We start from the raw sequence: 16,594 nt of genomic DNA on the forward strand, positions 1-16,594 counted from the left end.
CTTGGGGGGTGGGGGGGGGCGGGTGTGGGGGGTTTCCAAAAACCCCCCCCCCCCCCCCCCCCCCCCCCCCCCCCCCCCCCCCCGCTCCCACAATTTAGATCTCCTATATCAGGTAGATATCACTCTGCTCTGGCTCTGGCTCTGGCTTTGCTTTAGATCTTGATTTTGATCTTAGGCGCCCCGTTAAACACGCTGGCCGGAATTCGACAGGGATTTGGGGGGTAAACCGGCAGGGATACCGGTTTAGCCGCCCCGCGCCATGGATGGCGCGGGGCGGCGGCCCCCCAAATCACTGTCGGATTACGGGCACACCGAGCGTGAGCGAGGTGCCGAGTGTTGGGGCAAGAGCCCTTTGGTTACTTTGGGCTGGGCCGGCATTCCGGCTCTTTTCCAAAAGTGACCCGCCGTAAGGGCGGAACCAACATCAGCCATCCCCTAAATAACGGATATGCCCCCAATCAACCCCCCAACTCAACCCCGCCCATTCCCAATCTGCCAAACAAACGGCGGCTCCACCCCATTAACCACCCAATCCCCCACAATCCGCGCCTTGTAAATCACCGGATTATGCGACGACACCGTCCGCGCATTCCGCCAATGCCGATCCAGCGCCTTCCCCTGCCGCACATCCGACGCCCCCAGCGCATTAAACAACTCACTGGTAGCCCGCTGAATCAACCCCGACACCACCACCTGCGCCGTAGCCGACTCAATCTCGGCCGCCACATTGGCCTCGCGCTCCACCGCATCATCGCCCCCAAACCGCGCCACATACGCTCGTTGCGCCGGCAGCGTCGCCTTCAACGCACTCGCCTCAGCGGCATACACCAGCGCAGCCACTTCCCCCACCACCTGCAGAACCTGCGCGTCCTGGCTCACATGCGCCGCATTGCCATGACTGTAGATGCGCTTACGGCTGCGCACCTGATGCGCCACATCGCGCAAGGCCGCACGCCCAATCCCCGCCAAACTGGCGAGCAACACCAACTGGTAAAACGCCGTCTGATATTTAAACCGGCTGGCAAAGTCGATGACGTTTTCCGCATCCACCACCGCGTCGGTAAAGCGCGACGTGCCGCTGCCGGTAGTGCGCTGGCCAAAGCCGTCCCAATCATCACTGTGCACCACGCCCGGCTGGCCGGCGCGGGTAGCCGCGATCACATCACCACCAGTGTCGCTGCGTTGGGCATACACATCGATCCAGTCGGCGAAGATACTGCCGGTGCTGTAGAACTTCTCTCCGTTGAGCTTCCAGTTATCACCGTCGGGGCTGACCTGAGTAACCACATCGCCGATCGCCACGTTGCCGATCTCGGTCCAGGCGCAGCCGACGATATCGCCGTCCACGAACCGCTTGAACCACAGATCCCGGCCAGCACTGGGCGGCGCGTTCAGGCGGTCTTCGGCAAAGGCGAAGTGCCCACGCAGGGCCTGGGGCACGTTGGAGTCGGCTTCGGCCAGTTCGATCAGCAGTTCGAACAATTGCGGCAGGGAAGCACCGCCGCCGCCATATTCCACCGGCACGCGTACTGCGCCAAAACCGGCTTCCTTGAGCCACTGGATCGGTTCATGGGGCAGGATGCGGGACTGTTCGCGCTTTACGGCACCGTCGGCGATGCGCTGGAAGATCGGTCGAAAGCGCGCGGCCAGGATCGGGTAGTCGACACCGGTGGACAGGGGGTTGATGACGTGTTGTTCGGTCATGGGCAAGGTTCCTGGGCAGTGATCAATGCAAGGGGGATTGCACACTCCGTGCCGGGTATCGGCGCCCGTATTCAGGGGCTAAAGCGTTCAGCCACTGTTGCCCTGGCAACAGCGGATCGACAAACCCGCACGCTCTGCGACATCGACGCCGACCTACGGTATTGCGTGCAACGCCCATGGCCCGTGCGTTTCCACGGCCTGGCACGCTTGCTGCTCAAGCCCTCAGTACATCCCTTTTGTGCGAGGTAACGCGAGATGAGCCAGCAAGCCGTGAAATTTGCCTACTGGGTGCCCAACGTCAGCGGTGGGTTGGTGGTCAGCAAGATCGAACAACGCACCCACTGGGGCATCGACTACAACCGCAAACTGGCACAACTGGCGGAAGCCGCCGGCTTCGAATACGGCCTCACCCAGATCCGCTTCACCGCCGGCTACGGTGCGGAAAACCAGCATGAGTCCGTGGCGTTCAGCCATGCGCTGCTGGCCGCGACCACCACGCTCAAGGTGATCGCCGCGATCCTGCCTGGCCCCTGGCAACCCGCGTTGGCGGCCAAGCAACTGGCGACGATCGACCAGCTCACCAACGGCCGTATCGCGGTGAATATCGTCAGCGGTTGGTTCAAGGGCGAGTTCCAGGCCATCGGCGAACACTGGCTGGAGCACGATGAGCGTTATCGCCGTTCCGAAGAGTTTATCCGGGCCCTCAAAGGCATCTGGACCCAGGACGATTTCACCTTCAAGGGCGACTTTTACCGCTTCAATAACTACACCCTCAAGCCCAAGCCACTGGGCCAGCCGGAGGTGTTCCAGGGCGGTAGCTCGCGGGCCGCACGGGATATGGCAGCGCGCGTGTCGGACTGGTACTTCACCAACGGCAACACCCCGGAAGGCATCAAGGCCCAGGTCGATGACATCCGCGCCAAGGCGGCGGCGAACAACCATTCGGTCAAAGTCGGTGTCAACGCCTTTGTGATCGCCCGCGACACCGAGGAAGAAGCCCGCGCCGTGCTGGCAGAGATCATTGACAAGGCCGATCCGGAGGCGGTGAACGCCTTTGGTGATGCGGCCAGGCAAGCGGGAAAGGCGTCACCGGAAGGCGAGGGCAACTGGGCCAAGTCGAGCTTTGAAGACTTGGTGCAGTACAACGATGGCTTCAAGACCAACCTGATCGGTACGCCCCAGCAGATTGCCGAGCGCATCGTCGCGCTCAAGGCAGTGGGGGTGGACTTGGTGCTGGCGGGCTTTCTGCATTTTCAGGAAGAAGTCGAGTACTTCGGCAAACGTGTGTTGCCGCTGGTGCGAGAGTTGGAAGCCAAGGCGGGGATCAAACAGGTGGCGTGAGCAGTTTTTTTTCCAGGCGCAGTGCTGCGGTGTGGTCTTCGTAATAGGCGTCGATCAGGGCAAAGCGCCGATAACCGTTGCGCTCATAGAGGCTGAGAGCGCCGGGGTTGTCGGTGCGCACTTCCAGGCGTAGGCGATTGCAACCCTGTGCCACGGCGCTAGCTTCAACGCGGCTCAGCAACTGTCTACCCAACCCCATGCCACGCGCAGGTTCGGCAATGGCGATGGAATACAGACGCGCCAACGAAGTGCCACGGCGAAACAGCACCAGCGCGTAACCGAGCAGTTGCCCGCCATTTTCCGCCACCAGCAACTCGCCGTGGGCGCGGTTTATCATCCACTGGAAACTGCGCCGTGACAGCCTGTCGGTGGTGAAGCAGTGCTGTTCCAAGGCCAGTAATTCAGACACATCCAAGAGGGTTGCAACGCGAAAGCAAAGAGCCATATGACCGCCGTAAAAGTTGCGTAACGAAACGGGACTTCTCTAAAAGATCGTGCTTAATAGAAAAGGTCGAGTTCTCTAAAGCGGATCAAATATATGTCGGCGGTACAAGGTCATTGGCGTGAAGTATCCGAGCAAACCCTCGCGGCGACAATAACCAATAAAGGTTATTTTTCCGCACCCCCAAAAGGCAATAGTCAAGTCGTGATCATTGTCGAGCGCAAGGAAGATTGGGCCTCTTACTTCCCCAGCGAAGACATCGTCACCGCCCAGGAATACCTGGAGCAGACCCGCGAAAACGAGACTGGCAAGCGCGTACAGGTAATCAACCTGTGCCGCAGCTACAAGTACCTGGGGCACGGTTATTACTGCTCGCTGCTGGCTGAAGCCCGTGGGCACAAGGTGATCCCGTCGGTGCGTACCATCAGCGAACTGACCAAGAAGTCGCTGTACGGCCTGGCCCTGGACGACCTGGATAAAACCCTCGATAAAGCCTTGAGTCATCACCTTTACAGCAATACCGAAGGCTTCACCCTGACACTTTATTTTGGCCGGACCAATATAGAGCCGTTGCAGGACTTGGCCCGTCAGTTGTTTGAAGCCTTTCCATGCCCGATTTTGTTAGTTGATTTTAAAAAGAATAACGGTTGGCATATTGAAGGCGTTAAATCGGGCGTGCTGCACAAGTTGCGCGACGATCAGGAAGATCAATTCGCCCACGCCCTGGACAACTTCAGCCGCAAGATCTGGCGCCAGCCGCGCTCACGTCGCCTGGCCCGTTATGACCTGGCCATCTTGCACGACCCTCAAGAGCAATTGCCTCCGTCCAATGCCAAGGCCCTGGATAATTTCATCCGCGTCGGCAAGGGCCTGGGCATCGATGTGGAGTTGATCGAACGCAAGGATTATTCACGCCTGGCTGAATACGACGCCTTGCTGATCCGCGAGACCACCAGCGTCGACAACCACACCTATCGCTTCGCCAAGAAAGCCGAAAGCGAAGGCCTGGTGGTGATGGACGACCCGGCGTCGATTCTGCGCTGCACCAACAAGGTCTACCTCACCGACCTGCTCAACAGTCACCAACTGGGCATGCCCGCCACGGAGATTCTGTACAAGGAACGACCGGAAGACTTTGAACGGGTCGGCGAGCGCCTGGGGTTCCCGCTGGTGCTGAAGATCCCCGACGGCTGTTTTTCCCGTGGCGTAATCAAGGTCGAAAGCCAGGAAGCCTTGCTCAAGGCCACTGCCGAGTTGTTCGAGCATTCGGTGCTGTTGCTGGCCCAGGAGTTTTTCTACACCGAGTACGACTGGCGCATCGGCGTGCTCAACCGCAAGCCGATCTTTGCCTGCCAGTACTTCATGTCCAAAGGGCATTGGCAGATCTACAACCACAAGGCCATCGGCCAGGCCATCAACGGTGAATGCCGCACCCTGGCGGTCCACGAGGCGCCCAAGGCGGTGGTGGAACTGGCCGTGAAGACCGCCAACCTGATCGGCGATGGCCTCTACGGCGTCGACCTCAAGCAGTCCGGCGACAAGGTGGTGGTGATCGAAGTCAACGACAACCCCAACCTGGACGCGGGTATTGAAGATGCCTACTTGCAGGACGACTTGTACGGTTTGGTGCTGGAGGAGTTCGTGAGGCGCCTGGAGTTGAAGCGTCAGGGCCAGGTCTGGTGACCCGGCGATGATCCAGCGTTTCGAACTGATCGATGGCAAGCTGCACAGCGGGGAGCGTGACGATGCCCCGATCCAGTTGTTCAACAACCCTGACCTGGCCGAGCGCGAGTGGCTGCGCGACCACCATAAGCTGGACGAACACGCCCTGGCCTCTGCGCTGGACCCCGACGAAGTCTCGCGCATCGAGTTTCACCCGGACAATCTGTTCCTGATCTGGAAACGCCCGGAAAACTACTCCGGTGGCGGCAATCTGGTGTTCGAGGTGTCGTCCTGCGGCCTGCTGTTTTCACCGGGCCGCCTGCTGGTGATCGCCACCGATGAAACCCCGCTGACCGGCCTCGGCAAACGCCGCCCGCTGCACACGCCGCTGGATGTGTTGCTCGACTTACTGCTCAATAACATCCATCACTACCTGGGCCATCTCAAGGTGATCAAGCTGGTCGCACGGGAATTGCAGCAGCAGTTCAATGCGTCCATGAGCAACCACCACCTGATGCAGATGTTCAGCCTCAGCGAAAGCCTGATCTATTACATCAACGCGCTGCACAGCAACGGCGCGGTGTTGTCACGGCTGCGCAACCACGCGGAAAAGGAGCATTTCAGTTCGGAGATATTGGCGCTGATCGACGACCTGATCATCGAGAACCACCAGTGCTACAAACAGGCGGAGATCTATTCCAACGTGTTTTCCGGGCTGATCGACGCCCGCGGCAACCTGATGAACAACAGCATGAACAACCTGTTGCGCAAGCTCACCTTGATCAACGTGGTGTTCCTGCCGCTCAACCTGATTGCGAGCATCGGCGGCATGTCGGAGTTCAGCATGATGACGACGGGGACGCCGTGGTGGGTGTCTTACCCATTGTTTCTGGCGGAGATGGGGCTTGGGGCTGCTTTGATGGTAGTGGGGCTGAAGCGGATAGCGGGCGGCGCCAATGTCGTTTAAACCCTGTAGGAAGGTTGTAGGGTCAGCACTTCAAACCCATCCGCCGTCACCGCCACAGTATGTTCCCACTGTGCCGACAGGCTGTTGTCCTTGGTCACCACCGTCCAACCGTCCTTCAGGCTGCGCACTTTCGAACTGCCCTGGTTGAGCATCGGCTCCACGGTAAACACCATGCCTTCGCGCAGTTCCAAGCCGGTGCCGGGGCGGCCGAAGTGCAGGATTTGCGGCTCTTCATGCATCTGCCGGCCGATGCCGTGGCCGCAGTATTCGCGGACCACGCTGTAGCCGTTGGCTTGCGCATGGCTCTGGATCGCGTGGCCGATATCACCCAGGCGTGCGCCGGGCTTGACCTGGCGGATGCCGGCCCACATCGCTTCGAAGGTTTTCTCGACCAGGCGCTGGGCCTTGGGCGCGACGCTGCCGATCATGTACATCTTGCTGGAGTCGGCAATAAAGCCACCTTTTTCCAGGGTGATGTCGATGTTGATAATGTCGCCGTCCTTGAGGATGTCCTTGGCGCTGGGCATGCCATGGCACACCACCTCGTTGATCGAAGTGTTGATGGAGAAAGGGTAGTCGTACTGGCCCAGGCTGGCGGGGCGGGCCTTGAGGTCGTTGCGGATGAAGGCTTCGACGGCGGCGTCCAGCTCCAGGGTGGAACGGCCGGCGGCGACAAAGCCGTCGAGCATCGTGAACACCTGGGCCAGCAGGCGCCCGGCTTCACGCATCACGGCCAGTTGGGCGGCAGTCTTGATCATCAACTGCGCCCCCGGATCAGATCGGGCTTGTCCAGCAACAGCTTGTTGATCAGCTCGTTGTAGGGCAAGTGGGGGTTGAGCTCGGCGAGCAGGCCGATCTTGATCCAGAACTCGGCCTGGGCGTTGATGGAACGGTCCATCGCGGCGCTGGCCAGGCGCAGTTGTTCGTGCAGTTGGTCGGTGATCTTGACGATGCCCATGGGGTTCACTGTGCAGGTTTTATATACAAAGCGTATACGTTTCGTATGCTTTGAGTAAACCTTTTGTTGACGAGTCCAGTCACGGGCGGTTAATTTCGTGACATGACCTTTCAAGCCTTTCGCAGCCAGCCAAGCATTATTACCGCCATTCCTCATTTGGCGGGATAGCGCACGGCTGTACCCAAACCCGCCCTAGAGGCGGGTTTTGTTTTTCCGTCTCCCGGGCCCCGAACAAGAAGCCAGGAGATACCCATGAGCACCTGTCCCCCTACCGCTGACACAGGCTTGCTTGAACACTATGTGAAGAAGATCCTCGCCGCGCCGGTCTATGACCTGGCGGTGCGCACGCCGTTGCAGGCGGCACCGGCGCTGTCGGCATTGCTGGGTAACCAGGTGTTGCTCAAGCGTGAAGACTTGCAGCCGACGTTCTCGTTCAAGATCCGTGGCGCCTACAACAAACTGGTGCAGTTGAGCGACGAGCAAAAGGCGCGCGGCGTGGTCACCGCATCGGCGGGCAATCATGCCCAGGGCGTGGCGTTGGCGGCGCGGGAGTTGGGGATCCAGGCGCGGATCGTCATGCCCAGCACCACGCCGGAGTTGAAGGTACTCGGCGTACGCTCCCGTGGCGCTGAAGCGGTCCTGCACGGCGAGAGCTTCCCCTTTGCCCTGGCCCACGCACTGCAACTGGCCGAAACCTCAGGTTGCACCTTTGTCTCGCCCTTCGACGATCCGGAGGTGATCGCCGGACAAGGCACCGTGGCCATGGAAATCCTGCGCCAGCAACAAGGGGCCCTGGACGCGATCTTCGTGCCGGTGGGCGGCGGTGGCCTGATCGCCGGGATCGCCGCCTACGTCAAATACCTGCGGCCCGAGGTGCGCATCATCGGCGTCGAACCTGAGGGCTCCAGCTGTCTGCTGGCGGCGCTGCGGGCCGGTGAACGTGTGGTGCTGCCCAGCGTCGACGGGTTTGCCGACGGCACGGCGGTGGCGCAAGTCGGTGCCTACGGGTTTCAAATCTGCCGGGATTGGGTGGATGACGTCATCACTGTCAGCAACGATGAACTGTGCAGTGCGATCAAGCTGATCTACGACGATACCCGCTCGATCACCGAGCCTTCCGGTGCCTTGGCGGTGGCGGGAGTGCGCAAGTATGTCGCCCGCCATCAACTGAGCGGGAAGACCCTGGTGGCGATCAATTCCGGGGCGAACATCAACTTCGATAGTTTGCGACATGTTGCTGAAAGAGTGGCTGCGCAGGGCTCCGTCGAAGTTGAAGCCTAGAGTTAAACGTTTAATCGCAGCGGTTCGACGACGATTTAAACAAGGCCGATTTACATATATAACCCGGCGCGCGGCTTATGAGGAAAAGTTACAACGAAGGTTGATTTTGCCGAGTAGGCTTGGGTGTTGTAAGCGTCTTCCAGGGTCGGCAAGGCGCGACGAGTGAGCGCTCGTCGGACACATAAAAATCTGTTGGCAGTCTCAAGAAAGGAGAGGTTGACCATGCTTTCGGAATTAGAACTTCGCAGCATTATTGAAGGAAGTTTCCTGCCCAAACGGTGCGAATGCACCAAAGCCGAAGATGCTTCGCTGACGATCAAGGTCTACGACGACCGCGACCGTGACCGGGTGGATTTGGAAGTCAAAGGGATCAACGCGGACAAACTCGACAGCAGTCGAGCCATTTGCAACCTGATCACCGGGTTGCGTGAAGACCTCAAGCACAGCCATGCTCCCGCCCTGCAAAGAGTGGGAGGGCGCGGCTACTACTAGCTAGCGTGACCAAAGACCTTTGGGCCTGGATGAACGCCAGGCCCAGTAGGGTTGCGCTGCTTTCGCTTGTCCACCCGGCATTCAGTTCTGGAACAAACAGGCCTCGGATAACTTCTTGTAGCTCACGTGCTGCACTTCACCGGCGTTGTCCAAAAACTTGATCTCGGCCTTGATAACCTTGCATTCACGGGTATCCGGTTCGTTCATGGCAATCACTTTCTGGATGTCCATGGGCATGCCGTAGCGATAGGGCACAGCTTTGGATTCAGCCTGGGCCATGGCCGATACGGTGGTGAGGGCGAGGGTGCAGCCGAGCAGGAATACGTTGCGCATTTTCATGAGGTTTCTCCGTCAGTGGTCCGGGTCATCAGCGTGATGAACCGGCGGCCGTACCTTCAGCCGATGGCCATGGAGGTGCGGTCGAAGCCACTGTTGTCTCCCAAGCTTAACCATTGATTAAATTGGGGTTTTTGAGAAAAGTCCTACATGTTTACGCGGTTGATTCCCGCTGTATCGTCTGATGGCTTACGGCTCAGTTCTGGAAGTCGCAGGCTTCCGACATTTTCCGATAGCTCACGTCCTCAACCTTGCCCGCCTTATCCAGGAACTTGATATCCGCCTTGATGACTTTGCATTCATCAGTGGGCGTTTCGTTCATGGCCAGGACCTTGTCGATGTTCATCGGCATGCCGTATTGGTAAGGCACGGGTTTGACAGCGGCGCCTTGGTCGTCGGCCTGGGCCAGGCCTGATACTGCGGCCAGCGCCAAGGCGCTGCCGAGTACGAGAGTGCGCAGTTTCATGGTGGTTCTCCGCAACAAGTGGGTACAACTTCACTGTCGGCGTGCGGGATTAACCATCGATTAATTTTTAGCTGGCTGACAAAACCTTCATCCAAGCTGCTGGCGATAGGGTAGGTCGGGGCCGGTCTTGGTGCAGGTCAGTGCGGCGGCGCGGATGGCGAAGCCGAGCATGGTGTCGATCTGCGCACGGGTGAGTTGTTGCAGGCCGTCCACTGAGTCCAACTGCTGCTCGGTCAACCAGGCAATCAACGCCGCCTGGAAGGTGTCGCCAGCCCCCACTGTATCGGCCATCACTACCTTGACCGCCGGTGCAGACCAGTGGCCATGCTGGCGGCTGAATACACTGGCGCCGTCGCCGCCACGGGTGAGGAACACCAATTGGCAACGGTGTTGCAGCCAGCCCTGCAGCACGCTTTCCGGCGACTGCTCGGGATAGAGCAGGTGCAGGTCTTCATCGCTGACCTTGATCAGGTCGGCATGCTTGACCAGTTCCGCCACACGGTCGCGCCACAGTTGGATATCCGGCTGCGGGTTGAGCCGTACGTTGGGGTCGAGGCTGATCAGGCGCTTGCCGCTTTCACGCTTGACCAGGCTCAGCAAGGTGTCGCCGATGGGTTGCACCACCAGGGAGAACGAGCCGATGTGCAAGCCACGAATATCATCGCCCAGCTCGGGCAGGTGGGCGACTTCCAGCAGTCGGTCGGCGCAGCCTTCGCCGCGAAAGTTGTACTGCGGTGAGCCATTGGCGCCCACGGCGACCATCGACAAGGTGGTCGGTGCGGCGAATTCCACCAGGAACTGCTCGCTGACGCCTTCATCCTTGAGCACCTGCAACAAGCGGCGGCCGAGGAAGTCGGTGGACAAGCCGCCGAACAAGCCCGCCTCGACACCCAAGCGGCGCAAGCCGACCGCGACATTGAACGGCGAACCGCCGGCAATTGCCTTGTAATTGACCTTGGATGCCTGCCCGCTGGCATCTTCCTCACTGAAAAAATCAAACAGCGCTTCACCACACACCAGATACATAGTCGTTCGCTCTTAAAGGGTTGCCACGAGCTGTTGATAGCGCTCGTAGGCGTGTTGATACGCGCTGACGCTGGCCGCCACCGGCAGCGTACGGCTGGCCGGGTCGACGCTCACACATTTGTCGCACAGGCTGGCCAGCGACTCGCCGGACTGGCTCCACGCCGCCTGGATCGCCGCGCCCAGGGCGGCGGCTTCACTTTGTTCGGTGCAGACCACTTCGGTGTTCATGATATCGGCGACCATCTGCCGCCAGACCGGGCTTTTCGAACCGCCGCCGATCAAGCGGATGCTCTGGCTTTGCAGGCCGGTCTGGCGCAGCAGGTCGAGGCCGTAGCGCAGGCCGAAGGTGGTGCCTTCGACCACCGCGCGGCACAGGTTGGCGCGGGTCAGGTTGGTCATGGTCAGGCCGTGCAGGCTGCCGGTAGCGTGGGGCAGGGCGGGAACTCGTTCGCCGTTGAGGAACGGCAACATGCTCACGCCGTCGGCGCCTATCGGTGCTTGCTCGACCAAGGCGTTGAACGCAATCAGGTCGAGATCGAACAGCTCGCGGATCACCCCGGTGGCGTTGGTCAGGTTCATGGTGCAGATCAACGGCAACCAGCCGCCGCTGGACGAACAGAAGGTGGCGACCGAGGCCTGTGGGCTGACGTTGGGCTGGTCGGCAAACGCGTACACAGTGCCCGACGAGCCCAGGCTCATGGTGATCACGCCAGGGGCAATGTTGCCGGTGCCGATGGCGCCCATCATGTTGTCGCCGCCACCGCTGGAGACGATGGCGTTGGGGTTGATACCCAGCCGTTCGGCAATCGCCGGAAGAACGGTGCCGACGCTCTGATCGGCCTCGATCAGCTGCGGCAGGGCCTTTTCAAGACGACCGCTCGGATCGATGTGCCTGAGCAGCGCCACATCCCACTCACGGCTGCGCACGTTGAAGTAGCCGGTGCCCGACGCATCGCCGTACTCCGCGAGGGGGCGGCCGGTGAGCCAGTAGTTGAGGTAGTCGTGGGGCAGCAGGATATGCGCGATGCGCGCAAAGATGTCCGGGTGCTGTTCGCGCGTCCACAGCAGCTTGGACACGGTGTAGCCCGGCGCAATGGCCACGCCGAGGCGTTCCAGGGAGCCGCTTTCGCCACCCAGGTGCTGCAAGAGTCGGTCGTTCTCGGGTGTGGTCTCGGTGTCGCACCACAGTTTGGCCGGGCGCAGTACCTGGCCCTGGTCATCCAGCAGCACCAAACCATGTTGCTGGCCGGAGACGCCGATGCCGAGGATGTCCTGGCCGTCCACGCCGGCCTGTTGCAGGGCGCGGTGGGTGGCTTCGGTAAAGGCGTCCAGCCACTCCTGGGTGTGCTGCTCGCGGCGGCCATTGGCGCCGCTGATCAATGTGTGTGCCGCTGCGCCCAGGCCCAGCACCTTGCCGCTCGTGGCGTCGAGGACGATGGCCTTGGTGCCTTGGGTGCCGCAGTCGATGCCGAGAAACAGGTTTTGCTGGGTCATGGTGAGGGCCTTCAATGGATGTTGGCGAGTAACCGTTCCAGGGTCCTGCTGACACCCACTTCCTGCAGGCTCCTGTAGCACCGCTCGAACGCTGCCACAAACTCGGGCGAATTGGGAATAGCCTTGCCAAAAATCTCTTCCACCCCCAGCAAACGTTGGCTGATCAACGCATCATCACTCACCAGCCCCTGGCAAAACGCTGCACGCGGATCCGGGAGGGTGTAGCTCACTCCATTCTCGTCCACGCCCTTCAAATACAACGCCCACGCCGCCACAACCAACGCCGCGCGCTCAGTCTCGCGCCCATCGGCGATCAGGCGGTTGATGGTCGGCACGGTGAACTTGGGAAACTTCGACGAGCCATCCGAGCACACGCGTTCCAGCTGGTCGGCAATCGCCTGGTTGGAGAAGCGGTCCACCAGCGTCTGCTTGTAGTCCGTCAGGTCGATGCCCGGCACCGGCGCCAGGTTTGGCGTGACGTCCAGGTCCATGTAGGCGCGCATGTAGGCGACAAACACCGGGTCGTTCATGGTCTCGTGCACAAATCGATACCCCTTGAGAAACCCCAGGTAGGTCAGCGCCAGGTGGCTGCCGTTGAGCAGGCCGATCTTCATTTCTTCATAGGGCGTGACGTCGTCGGTAAACTGCACGCCGACCTGTTCCCAGGCCGGGCGACCGTTGACGAATTTGTCTTCCAGCACCCATTGCACAAAGGGTTCGCACACCACCGGCCAGGCATCTTCGATGCCGTGGTCATCATGCAGTTGCAGGCGGTGCGCGGTGCTGGTCATCGGCGTGATGCGGTCGACCATCGCATTCGGAAAGCTCACATTGGCCTTGATCCAATCGTGCAGCTCGGCGTTGTGCAACGCGGCAAACGCCAACAGGGCTTTACGCGTCACGGCGCCGTTGTGCGGCAGGTTATCGCAGGACATCACGGTAAATGCCGGGGTGCCGGCGGCGCGGCGTTGGGTCAGGGCGGCGCAGATAAAGCCAAACACGGTCTTGGGTGCGCTCGGGTGCGCCAGATCATGCTGGATCTGCGGCAGGTGAGCCATGAACTCGCCGTTGCTGTCGTCGATGCAGTAGCCGCCTTCGGTGATGGTCAGCGAGACAATACGGATCGCCGGGTCGGCCAGTTTGTCGATCAGCGCCTGGGCGCCGTCTTCGGCCAGCAGCATGTCACTGATCGAGCCGATCACGCGCACTTCGGTGTCGTCGGTATCGCCCAGCTCATACAGGGTGAACAGGTAGTCTTGGCCGGCCAGGTCGTCGCGGGCCTTGCGGTCTTCGGCACGCAGGCCGACACCGCAAATGCTCCAGTCCAGGCCAACGCCGGTGTTCATCAGCGCGTCGGTGTAATAGGCCTGATGCGCGCGATGGAAACCGCCGACGCCGATGTGGGCGATGCCTTGCGTGGTGCTGGCAATCGCGTAGGCGGGCAGTTTCACGTGCGGCGCCAACTGGGTGAGGTTCTGTTTATTCAGTTTCATCAGCAAAATCTCGCGAAATCAGGCGGCAGCGCGCAGTGGGCGGGCCACGGCAACACCGTCGGTGTCGAACAGATGGCAATGCGCCGGGTCCAGGTGCAGGTGCAGCGTCTCGCCGTACTGGCTGGCCATGTCGCCACGGATCCGCATGGTCAGCGGCTCGCCGTTGGCGGTGTTGACGTGGCAGAAGGTGTCGCTGCCCAGGCGCTCGCCGACGTCGGCGGTGACGGTCAGGGTGGTTTGGCCGGGCGCGGCGATTTCCAGGTGTTCCGGACGAATGCCCAGGGTCACCGCGCTGCCCACGCTCAAGGTGGCACCGCTCAGTGGCAGGGTGATCAGCGTGCCAGCGTCCAACTGCACTTCGCAGCTTTGACTTTCAACACGGGTGATGTTGCCCTTGAGGAAACCCATCTTCGGCGTGCCGAGGAAACCCGCCACGAACAGGTTAGCCGGCTGGTGGTACAGCTCCAGCGGCGAGCCGACTTGCTCGATACGGCCGCTGTTCAGCACCACCACCTTGTCGGCCAGGGTCATCGCCTCCACCTGGTCGTGGGTCACGTAGATCATGGTCGCTTGCAGCTCTTTATGCAGGCGCGCCAGTTCCAGGCGCATCTGCACGCGCAGGGCGGCGTCGAGGTTGGACAGCGGCTCATCGAACAGGAAGATCTTCGGGTTACGCACAATTGCGCGGCCGATGGCCACACGCTGGCGCTGGCCGCCGGACAGCTGCTTGGGCTTGCGCTCCAGCAACGGGCCCAGCTCCAGGATGCGCGCCGCTTCGCTGACCTTGCTCTCCACCAGCTTCTTGTCGACACCGGCCAGGTCCAGGGCGAACGACATGTTCTTGCGCACGCTCATGTGCGGGTACAGCGCGTAGGTCTGGAACACCATCGCAAGGTCACGCTTGGCCGGGGTCACTTCGGTGATGTCGCGACCGTCCAGTTCGATAGTGCCTTCGCTGACTTCTTCCAGGCCGGCGATCAGGCGCAGCAGGGTGGATTTACCGCAGCCCGATGGGCCGACGAACACCACGAACTCCTTGTCGTTCACTTCCAGGTCAATGCCCTTGATGATGGAAAAGCCTTCGAAACCTTTTTGCAGATTCTTGATTTTCAGGTTGGCCATGATGGGCCTCCGCTAGGAATTGTTATTTGACGGCGCCAAAGGACAAACCGCGCACCAACTGTTTCTGGCTGATCCAGCCAAAGATCAGGATCGGCGCGCAGGCCAGGGTCGACACGGCGGACAATTTGGCCCAGAACAAGCCTTCGGGGCTGGAGTAAGAGGCGATCAGCGCAGTCAACGGCGCAGCGGCGGACGAGGTCAGGTTCAGCGACCAGAACGCCTCGTTCCAGCACAGGATCAGCGACAGCAACACGGTGGAGGCCAGGCCGCCCTTGGCAATCGGCAGCAGCACGCGGACCATTTCCTGCCAGAGGGTGGCGCCATCCAGGCGCGCGGCTTCGAGGATGTCCTTGGGGATGTCCTTGAAGTAGGTGTAAACCATCCACACCACAATCGGCAGGTTGATCAGGGTGTAGATGATGATCAGCGCAATGCGCGTGTCCAGCAGGCCAAAGCTCTTGGCCAACAGGTAGATCGGCATCAGCACGCCCACTGGCGGCAGCATCTTGGTGGACAGCATCCACAGCAGCGTGCCTTTGGTGCGTTGGGTTTCGTAGAAGGCCATGGAGTAGGCGGCCGGCACCGAAATCAGTAGGCACAGCGCCGTTGCGCTGAAGGAAATCAGCACCGAGTTCCACGCATAGCTGAAGTAATTGCTGCGCTCGTTGATGTGCAGGTAGTTCTCCAGCGTCGGCGTGAAGATGAACTGTGGCGGCGTGGCGAACGCATCGATTTCGGTCTTGAAGCTGGTCAGCACCATCCAGAAGATCGGGAAGAAGATCAGGATCGCGATGGCCCAGGCCAATGTGCCGAGCAACAGGCTTTGCAGGCGGCGGGATTGTTGAAGCGTCATGGCGCGGCCCTCAAGGCTTGTCAGTCAGGTTTTTGCCGATCATCCGCACCAGGATGATCGCCGCGACATTGGCGATGACCACGGCAATCAAGCCGCCGGCCGAGGCCATGCCCACATCGAACTGCACCAGCGCCTGGTTGTAGATCAGGTAGGCGAGGTTGGTCGAGGCGTAGCCGGGGCCACCGTTGGTGGTGGTGAAAATCTCGGCGAACACCGAGAGCAAAAAGATCGTCTCGATCATCACCACCACGGCAATAGGGCGGGCCAGGTGCGGCAGGGTCAGGTGCCAGAAGATCGCGATGGCGCCGGCACCGTCCAGGCGCGCGGCTTCCTTTTGCTCCTGGTCGAGGGACTGCATGGCGGTCATCAGCAGCAGGATCGCGAACGGCAGCCACTGCCACGACACGATGATGATGATCGACAGCAACGGGTAGTGCGCCAGCCAGTCCACGGGTTCTGCGCCGAAGAACTTCCACACGGCGGCGAGAATCCCCGAGACCGGATGGAAAATCAGGTTCTTCCAGATCAGCGCACCGACGGTGGGCATGATGAAGAACGGCGAAATCAGCAGCACCCGCACCAGGCCGCGACCGAAGAACTCACTGGCTTCGAGCAGAGCGCTGATCAGCACGCCGAACACCACGCTGATCAGCAGCACACTGCCCACCAGCAACAAGGTATTGGTGGCGCCGGGCAGGAAGCCCGAGTCGGTGATGAAATAGGTGAAGTTTTCCAGCCCGACGAATTGGTTTTCGCCGGGGTAGAGCAAGTTGTAGCGGATCAGCGAAAAGTACAGGGTCATGCCCAGCGGCACGATCATCCACAGCAGCAGCAAGGCTACCGAGGGGCTGACAAGGAACCAGCCGGGGTTGGCCAGGCGGTTTTTGGCGGGTGTATTCATGGTATTCAAGGCCAATACAGAGCAAGAATCGGAGTGCGGTTAAATGTGGGAGCGAG

The 16,594-nt window shown here is 60.6% G+C and carries 15 protein-coding genes and 2 pseudogenes; 5 read left to right on the forward strand and 12 right to left on the reverse strand.

Features of this window, described 5'->3' with window-relative positions:
* Window positions 1-471: 471 nt before the first annotated feature.
* Window positions 472-1,704 (reverse strand): acyl-CoA dehydrogenase family protein, encoded by a 1,233-nt coding sequence (locus ACP7EW_RS29650; protein WP_426221666.1) that lies wholly within the window; start codon window positions 1,702-1,704, stop codon window positions 472-474.
* Between the two features lie 255 nt (window positions 1,705-1,959).
* Between ACP7EW_RS29650 and sfnG the strand changes: the two genes are divergently transcribed.
* Window positions 1,960-3,045 (forward strand): dimethylsulfone monooxygenase SfnG, encoded by a 1,086-nt coding sequence (gene sfnG / locus ACP7EW_RS29655; protein WP_033901506.1) that lies wholly within the window; start codon window positions 1,960-1,962, stop codon window positions 3,043-3,045.
* On the opposite strand, the pseudogene ACP7EW_RS29660 reads toward sfnG, so the two are convergent.
* A pseudogene (locus tag ACP7EW_RS29660) lies at window positions 3,044-3,490 on the reverse strand (GNAT family N-acetyltransferase); the annotation flags it as partial. The gene sfnG and the pseudogene ACP7EW_RS29660 sit on opposite strands and share 2 nt — an antisense overlap.
* 93 nt (window positions 3,491-3,583) lie before the next feature.
* Between ACP7EW_RS29660 and ACP7EW_RS29665 the strand changes: the two are divergent.
* Complete coding sequence (locus ACP7EW_RS29665; protein WP_426221667.1) at window positions 3,584-5,170, forward strand: RimK family protein; 1,587 nt, start codon at window positions 3,584-3,586, stop codon at window positions 5,168-5,170.
* Between the two features lie 7 nt (window positions 5,171-5,177).
* Complete coding sequence (locus ACP7EW_RS29670; protein WP_426221668.1) at window positions 5,178-6,116, forward strand: magnesium transporter CorA family protein; 939 nt, start codon at window positions 5,178-5,180, stop codon at window positions 6,114-6,116.
* Here ACP7EW_RS29670 and map read toward each other — a convergent pair.
* Window positions 6,113-6,874, reverse strand: a complete 762-nt coding sequence (gene map, locus ACP7EW_RS29675; RefSeq protein WP_033901502.1) for a type I methionyl aminopeptidase — start codon at window positions 6,872-6,874, stop codon at window positions 6,113-6,115. The genes ACP7EW_RS29670 and map overlap by 4 nt on opposite strands.
* Window positions 6,874-7,074 carry a ParD-like family protein gene (locus ACP7EW_RS29680; RefSeq protein WP_003190946.1) on the reverse strand — a complete coding sequence of 67 codons (201 nt, stop codon included), beginning with the start codon at window positions 7,072-7,074 and terminating at the stop codon, window positions 6,874-6,876. Before ACP7EW_RS29680 ends, map begins: the two co-directional genes overlap by 1 nt.
* A 252-nt stretch (window positions 7,075-7,326) precedes the next feature.
* On the opposite strand from ACP7EW_RS29680, the pseudogene ilvA reads away from it, so the two are divergent.
* Window positions 7,327-8,319: pseudogene (gene ilvA, locus ACP7EW_RS29685) on the forward strand (threonine ammonia-lyase, biosynthetic); the annotation flags it as partial.
* Window positions 8,320-8,577: 258 nt separating this feature from the next.
* Window positions 8,578-8,847: a DUF1652 domain-containing protein gene (locus ACP7EW_RS29690; protein WP_033901501.1), complete on the forward strand. Its 270-nt coding sequence runs from the start codon at window positions 8,578-8,580 to the stop codon at window positions 8,845-8,847.
* An 81-nt stretch (window positions 8,848-8,928) separates the two neighbouring features.
* Here ACP7EW_RS29690 and ACP7EW_RS29695 read toward each other — a convergent pair whose 3' ends face one another.
* The 8 genes from ACP7EW_RS29695 to ACP7EW_RS29730 form a co-directional block, all read right to left on the reverse strand.
* Window positions 8,929-9,186 (reverse strand): DUF2790 domain-containing protein, encoded by a 258-nt coding sequence (locus ACP7EW_RS29695; RefSeq protein ID WP_426221669.1) that lies wholly within the window; start codon window positions 9,184-9,186, stop codon window positions 8,929-8,931.
* A 193-nt stretch (window positions 9,187-9,379) separates the two neighbouring features.
* Window positions 9,380-9,649: a DUF2790 domain-containing protein gene (locus tag ACP7EW_RS29700; protein ID WP_061436689.1), complete on the reverse strand. Its 270-nt coding sequence runs from the start codon at window positions 9,647-9,649 to the stop codon at window positions 9,380-9,382.
* An 87-nt stretch (window positions 9,650-9,736) separates the two neighbouring features.
* Window positions 9,737-10,675 carry a carbohydrate kinase gene (locus ACP7EW_RS29705; RefSeq protein WP_314532164.1) on the reverse strand — a complete coding sequence of 313 codons (939 nt, stop codon included), beginning with the start codon at window positions 10,673-10,675 and terminating at the stop codon, window positions 9,737-9,739.
* Window positions 10,676-10,687: 12 nt separating this feature from the next.
* Window positions 10,688-12,169 (reverse strand): xylulokinase, encoded by a 1,482-nt coding sequence (gene xylB, locus ACP7EW_RS29710; RefSeq protein ID WP_426221670.1) that lies wholly within the window; start codon window positions 12,167-12,169, stop codon window positions 10,688-10,690.
* An 11-nt stretch (window positions 12,170-12,180) separates the two neighbouring features.
* Window positions 12,181-13,662, reverse strand: coding sequence for a mannitol dehydrogenase family protein (locus tag ACP7EW_RS29715; protein WP_426221671.1), 1,482 nt, complete (start codon window positions 13,660-13,662; stop codon window positions 12,181-12,183).
* An 18-nt stretch (window positions 13,663-13,680) separates the two neighbouring features.
* Window positions 13,681-14,784 carry an ABC transporter ATP-binding protein gene (locus ACP7EW_RS29720; RefSeq protein WP_426221672.1) on the reverse strand — a complete coding sequence of 368 codons (1,104 nt, stop codon included), beginning with the start codon at window positions 14,782-14,784 and terminating at the stop codon, window positions 13,681-13,683.
* Window positions 14,785-14,806: 22 nt separating this feature from the next.
* Window positions 14,807-15,637, reverse strand: a complete 831-nt coding sequence (locus ACP7EW_RS29725) for a carbohydrate ABC transporter permease (protein ID WP_003173672.1) — start codon at window positions 15,635-15,637, stop codon at window positions 14,807-14,809.
* Between the two features lie 10 nt (window positions 15,638-15,647).
* Complete coding sequence (locus ACP7EW_RS29730) at window positions 15,648-16,538, reverse strand: carbohydrate ABC transporter permease (RefSeq protein ID WP_426221673.1); 891 nt, start codon at window positions 16,536-16,538, stop codon at window positions 15,648-15,650.
* Between the last annotated feature and the right edge of the window lie 56 nt (window positions 16,539-16,594).

It is taken from the genome of Pseudomonas sp. DWRC2-2 (assembly GCF_049897885.1).
Taxonomy (GTDB): Bacteria; Pseudomonadota; Gammaproteobacteria; order Pseudomonadales; family Pseudomonadaceae; genus Aquipseudomonas; species Aquipseudomonas azotoformans_A.